6 protein-coding genes are annotated in these 5294 nt (G+C 67.4%); 1 reads left to right on the forward strand and 5 read right to left on the reverse strand.

Features of this window, described 5'->3' with window-relative positions:
- Positions 1–52 precede the first annotated feature (52 nt).
- Genes DFR74_RS17540 through gmd form a run of 3 tightly spaced genes read right to left on the reverse strand, consistent with a single transcriptional unit; the run spans position 53 to position 3324 of the window.
- On the reverse strand, positions 53–1042 hold the full coding sequence (locus DFR74_RS17540; RefSeq protein ID WP_067510806.1) for a GDP-mannose 4,6-dehydratase: 990 nt from the start codon (positions 1040–1042) through the stop codon (positions 53–55).
- Positions 1043–2305, reverse strand: a complete 1263-nt coding sequence (locus tag DFR74_RS17545) for a class I SAM-dependent methyltransferase (RefSeq protein WP_067510807.1) — start codon at positions 2303–2305, stop codon at positions 1043–1045.
- Complete coding sequence (gene gmd / locus DFR74_RS17550; RefSeq protein ID WP_067510808.1) at positions 2302–3324, reverse strand: GDP-mannose 4,6-dehydratase; 1023 nt, start codon at positions 3322–3324, stop codon at positions 2302–2304. The genes DFR74_RS17545 and gmd overlap by 4 nt, the downstream gene beginning before the upstream one ends.
- Positions 3325–3410: 86 nt before the next feature.
- On the opposite strand from gmd, the gene DFR74_RS17555 reads away from it, so the two are divergent.
- Positions 3411–4265, forward strand: a complete 855-nt coding sequence (locus DFR74_RS17555; protein ID WP_084537821.1) for a glycosyltransferase — start codon at positions 3411–3413, stop codon at positions 4263–4265.
- On the opposite strand, the gene DFR74_RS17560 is transcribed toward DFR74_RS17555, so the two are convergent.
- Both DFR74_RS17560 and DFR74_RS17565 read right to left on the reverse strand, forming a co-directional pair.
- Positions 4147–4869 (reverse strand): NAD-dependent epimerase/dehydratase family protein, encoded by a 723-nt coding sequence (locus DFR74_RS17560; protein ID WP_198161770.1) that lies wholly within the window; start codon positions 4867–4869, stop codon positions 4147–4149. The genes DFR74_RS17555 and DFR74_RS17560 overlap by 119 nt on opposite strands.
- Positions 4869–5279: a cupin domain-containing protein gene (locus tag DFR74_RS17565; protein ID WP_067510809.1), complete on the reverse strand. Its 411-nt coding sequence runs from the start codon at positions 5277–5279 to the stop codon at positions 4869–4871. The genes DFR74_RS17560 and DFR74_RS17565 overlap by 1 nt, the downstream gene beginning before the upstream one ends.
- Positions 5280–5294 lie beyond the last annotated feature (15 nt).

Genomic DNA, 5294 nt, shown 5'->3' on the forward strand with positions numbered 1-5294 from the left:
CCGTCGGCGAGGGCGATCAGCTGCGCCGCGACGAGGTTCTCATCACTGAATCTCACGCGAATCCTTCCGTTCCACCGGTCCGTACCGGTCTCGCCCGGGCGGTCGGCGCGCCCGGGTGGTCGATCAGTTCCGCTCCTTCGGCGCGCAGCAGGGCGCGCACCATGCCCGGGAAGTCCACCGACGGCGTCCAGCCGGTGCGTTCGCGCAGGCGCCGCGCGTCGCCCACCACCGGTCCCCGGCGCCGGGTGAGCAGCGACGGCTCCTCCCGCACGTGGCGGCGCCAGTCCAGCCCCGCCGCCGCGAAGGCGTACGCGCACAGCTGAGCCACGGTGTGGTGCGTGCCGGTCGCGACCACGAATTCGTCGGGCGCGTCGAGGTCGAGGACCAGTGTCATCGCCCGCACGTAGTCGGGGGCGTATCCCCAGTCGGCGCCCGCTTCCAGGTCCCCGACCACCAGTTCGTCCGCGTCGCCGCGCTGGATCGCGGCGACCGCGCGCACCACCTTGCGCGTGACGAATTCGACAGGCCGCAGATGCGATTCGTGGTTGAACAAGATCCCGGCCGAGGCGAACAGCCCGCGCGCCCGATACGCTCGGCACGCCAGCAGCCCCGCGGCTTTGGTCACGCCGTAGATCGACTGGGGCCGCAGCGCTGCGTCCTCGTCGTAGGTGGTGATCGCCTCCGGCACGGCGGTATTCGCACCGAAGACGTGCGAGGAGCAGGCGTAGAACAGGCGTGTCTCACCGCCGCCCGCGAGGATCGCGTCGGCGAAGTGGTGCACCTGCATGGTGTTCACCAGATGCGACTCGTGGGCCAGGCGCACCGGGTCCGCCGGTGCGCCTTGCGACGAATGCTGCACGGCGGCCAGCAGATACACCCGTGACGGCCGGACTTCGGCCACCAGCGCGGCGACCTGCCCGGCCGAGGTGACGTCGATCGGCCCCCGCCGACCGATGCCCACCACGGTTTCCCCCCGCGCGGCGAGCAATTCGGTGAGCAGCGTGCCGTCCTGTCCGCCGGCGCCGGTGACGATCGCGGTCATCTACACCACATCCAGCTCCGGGAGCGGGAACACCATGCGGCCGCCGCCCGCGCGGAACTCGCGTTCCCGCTCGAGCATCATGTCCCGGAAGTGCCAGGGCAGCACGAAGAACTGGTCGGGCCGCAGCGCCCGCGCCTCCCGCTCGGGCACGATGGGGATGCCGGATCCGGGTGTGCGGGTGCCGAATTTGTCCTCGTTGACCTCCGCGATGCACGCCAAGTCGTCCGGCCCGATACCGCAATGCTGGAGCACCACATTGCCTTTGGTGGAGGCGCCGTAGCCGAGGGTGCGCAGCCCGGCCCGGCGCGACCGGTCGAAGAAGTCGCGCACCACCTCGCGGTGCTCGGCCACCCGCTTGGCGAAATCGTCGTAGGGCGCGCCGGTGTGCAGTCCGAGCGCGGCTTCCTCGCGGCGCAGGGCGGCCAACGCGGCCGCCGCCTCGGGCCCGGGTTCGCCCCGCTTGCCCAGGGTGAGCGCGAAACTGCCGCCGTTCACGCCGTTGCGCTCCACGTCGAGCACGGTGAAACCGCTGCGGGCGGCCATCCATTCGATCTGGTCGAGGGTGTAGTACTCGAGGTGTTCGTGGCAGATGGTGTCGTAGGAGGTGGTCGCCAGCATGGCGGGCAGGTAGCTCTGCTCGAGCACCCAGATCCCGTCGTCGGTGAGGGAGTCGCGCACGGCTCGCATGAACTCGAGCGGCCTCGGCACGTCGTAGAACATGGCGATCGAGGTGATCACCTTCGCCTTGCGGTCGCCGAATTCGGCTGCGGCCGAATCGGTGTCGAAGTAGCCCGGAACCAGCCGCACGTGCGGCGGATAGAACCGCCGGAACTTCTCGGCCAGCGGGTCGACACCCACCAGCGTCGCCGAGCCGGCCGGGTACTGCCGCAGCAGGGTCGCGTCGTTGCTGCCGATATCGAGGACCAGATCGTCGGGGGTGAGTTCGACGCGGTCCAGGATGCGGCGCACCCGGTGCGCGAGGTGGGCGATCATGGACCGGTTCAGTCCGGACCGGTACCCGTAGCCGGGCGCGTACATGTCGTCGAAGGGCGCGGTGTCGCGCAGCTGCACCAATCCGCAACGGTCCGTGTCGTTCTCGTCGCGACGGGCGCAGCGCACCAGTTCCAGCGGATAGCGGGGCACGGCGGTGGGCTCGTCCTTGGGGAACACCCCGGTCAGGGCCATGGCACCCAAGTCGACCACGGTGTCGAGCCGGGGGTTCGCGCACACCCGGCAGCGCTCGACGCGCTCGGCGGTACTCACGCGTGCTCCAGATCGTGGGCCACCATCAGCTCCACCAGTTCGGGGAAGCTGGTGCGGGGCCGCCAGCCGAGCTTGGCGCGCGCTTTGCTCGGATCGCCGGTGAGGTGGTCCACCTCGGCCGGCCGGAAGTAGCGCGGATCGACCTCCACCAGCACCCGCGCGGTGCGCCGGTCTATCCCCTTCTCGTCGAGACCCTCGCCCTCCCAGGCCAAGTCGATCCCGACGGCGGCGAACGCCAGCTCGCACAGCTCACGCACGCTGTGGGTGCTGCCGGTCGCGATCACATAGTCGTCGGGCTCGGGCTGTTGCAGCATCAGCCACATAGCCTCGACGTACTCCTTGGCGTATCCCCAGTCGCGGCGGGCCTCCAGGTTGCCGATGTAGAGGCGGTCCTGTTTGCCCTGGGAGATCCGCACCGCCGCGCGCGTCACTTTCCTGGTCACGAAAACCTCGCCACGGCGCGGGGATTCGTGGTTGAACAGGGTGCCGTTGACCGTGTACATGCCGTAGGCCTCGCGGTGGTTGACGGTGATCCAGTAGGCGTAGAGCTTGGCCACCGCGTAGGGCGAGCGCGGATGGAACGGCGTGTCCTCGCGCAGCGGAGCGCTGCTCAGCCCGCCGTACAGCTCCGAGGAGGACGCCTGATAGAAGCGGGTCGCGATGCCGGTCTTGCGGATCGCGTCCAGGATGCGCAGCGTACCGATCGCGTTGGTCTCGGCGGTGAACTCGGGGATCTGGAACGAGATGTGCACGTGCGACTGCGCGCCCAGGTTGTAGATCTCGCCCGGCCGCACCTCCTCGAGCACGCGGTTCAGGCTGCTGGAGTCCATCAGGTCGCCGTAGTGCAGGAACAGCCTGCGCTGGGCGTGGGAATCCGGATACAGGTGATCTATACGTTCGGTGTTGAAATTGGACGCCCGCCTTATGATGCCGTGTACTTCATAACCCTGTTGCAGCAGGAATTCGGTCAGATACGAGCCGTCCTGACCGGTTATCCCGGTGATCAAAGCCTTTCGCATGAGCCCTCCACGCAGAGAGTAACTTCCGCTCCCGAAGCGGGTCAATATCTTTCTTTCCAGCCGGGCCGCCGGTAATATCGGGGCGCATGAATGCGGCCCGTAACCGAACCCTGGTGATGATTCCCACGTACAACGAACGTCGCAATGTCGGGCCGTTGCTCGATCAGATTCTCCAGCAGGGAGACGACTTCGACATCCTGTTCATCGATGACAACTCACCCGACGGCACCGGCGAGATCCTCGATGAACTCGCAGTTCAGCACCCTAAAAGAGTGCGCGTACTGCACCGTGCGGGCCGGCAGGGCGTCGGCTCGGCACATAAATTCGGTATTCGCTGGGCGTATGCGAACGGTTATTCGGAACTCATCACCATGGATTCCGATTTCGCACATCCGCCGCTTTATATTCCGCGGCTGCGAGCAGCCGCGGAAAATTATGACGTGGTCGTGGGATCACGATATATCGAGCCGGACAGCCTCGCCGACTGGACTCCCTTCCGCAAGATTCTCACCCGAGTCGGCCATTTCCTGACGGTGACGTTGCTTCGCATGCCCTACGATGCCACCGGGGCATTCAGATTTTACCGGCTCGACCATGTTCCCGCGAGCGCTTTCACTCTGGTGCGCTCGGAGGGCTACTCGTTCTTCTTCGAAAGTCTCTACCTCCTGTCGGCGAACGGTTTCGGGGTCGGGCAGATCCCGATCCACGTGCTGAACCGGACGGCGGGCGAGTCCAAGATGCGCACCCGCGACGTCGCCACCAGCGTGCGGTTCCTGCTGGTGCTGTGCGCGGAGAAGTACCTGCGCCCGTCCCGCCATCGGATCACCGTCCTCGCGCGCCGCCGGCCCGCCACCGGGCCAGCCAATCGACGACGGCTTCGGCACGCGGCCAATCCGTTTCGGTACCGGTCGTCGGATACTGGTCGTCCACAACGTCTTTGACGAACTCCGATCCCGAGCCGGCGCGGTCGCGGACCTCGGCCAGGGTCACGTGGGTCCGCGCGCCGATCTCGCGGAGCCCGGACCCGTCCGCGTGCGCCGCGATCCAATCGGCGCACCACCGCACCGGAGCGAAGCTCTGCCGCGACCGGCCGCTGGCGTAGACCGGCAGGTCCGCCGCCATATCGGCCAGCACCCCCTTGCGGTAGTCACCGCCGTACATGGGTCCCAGCCGCACCACGAAACATCCCTCGTCCGTGCACAATCGCTCGGCCTCGGCCCGGTGGCGCCCATACACGGTGCCGGGTTGCGTGCGGGCCGACATGCTGCTGATGTGCACGAAATGCCCGGTGTGCCACTCCTTGCGCAACCGCGCGGTGAGGGTGACCGTTCGCGCGTGGTCGTCGTCCGGATGTTGTTCGGCCCAGAACCTTTTCGACGGGCACGCCGCATTGACCAGCACGTCGTACTCGCCCTCGCGGTGCCGCTCGTAATCGGCGCGCACCACGGGCACGACAAGGTAGCCGCCGTGCGCGCGGAACGCCTCGGTGAGCGCCGACCCGACGTAGCCGCGCGCGCCCACGATGGCCACCCGTGGCGGCGACATCACTTGCCTTCCAGCGTGTGTGGCAGCGGCGCCACCTGCACGATCGGCGGATCGCACTCGTCCCACGGCTTGGTGAGCATCGCGATGAAGGTGAGCGAGGTGATCGAGTACACGGTGTGCACCACCCCGATCGGCGCGCGTGTGCAGATCCCCTTGGAGAGGTGGATGAACTCCTCGGGGCAGTCGGGGTCGGTGTGGTCGTCCTTGGAGACCAGCACGCCCTCCCCCTCGACGATCAACAGGTACTCCACGAAGTGCGGGTGATAGTGCAGGCCGCGGACTTTGCCGGGATGCATGTAGATGAGGTTGAACTCGAGCAGCGGCTCCGGGGGAACCCAGGTGAATATGCCGCCACGGCCGTCGCGGACGGTGTCCAGATTGCACGAGGGCTTGAGGACTTCGACCTTCATGACTGCATCCCTTCG

The sequence above is a fragment of the Nocardia puris genome, assembly GCF_003315035.1.
GTDB lineage: Bacteria > Actinomycetota > Actinomycetes > Mycobacteriales > Mycobacteriaceae > Nocardia > Nocardia puris.

Excerpts from the sequence above, each read along its gene's own strand:
- DFR74_RS17540 (WP_067510806.1), bottom strand. The coding sequence starts at position 1,042 with ATGACCGCGATCGTCACCGGCGCCGGCGGACAGGACGGCACGCTGCTC.
- gmd (WP_067510808.1), bottom strand. The coding sequence starts at position 3,324 with ATGCGAAAGGCTTTGATCACCGGGATAACCGGTCAGGACGGCTCGTAT.
- DFR74_RS17555 (WP_084537821.1), top strand. The coding sequence starts at position 3,411 with ATGAATGCGGCCCGTAACCGAACCCTGGTGATGATTCCCACGTACAAC.
- DFR74_RS17560 (WP_198161770.1), bottom strand. The coding sequence starts at position 4,869 with ATGTCGCCGCCACGGGTGGCCATCGTGGGCGCGCGCGGCTACGTCGGG.
- DFR74_RS17565 (WP_067510809.1), bottom strand. The coding sequence starts at position 5,279 with ATGAAGGTCGAAGTCCTCAAGCCCTCGTGCAATCTGGACACCGTCCGC.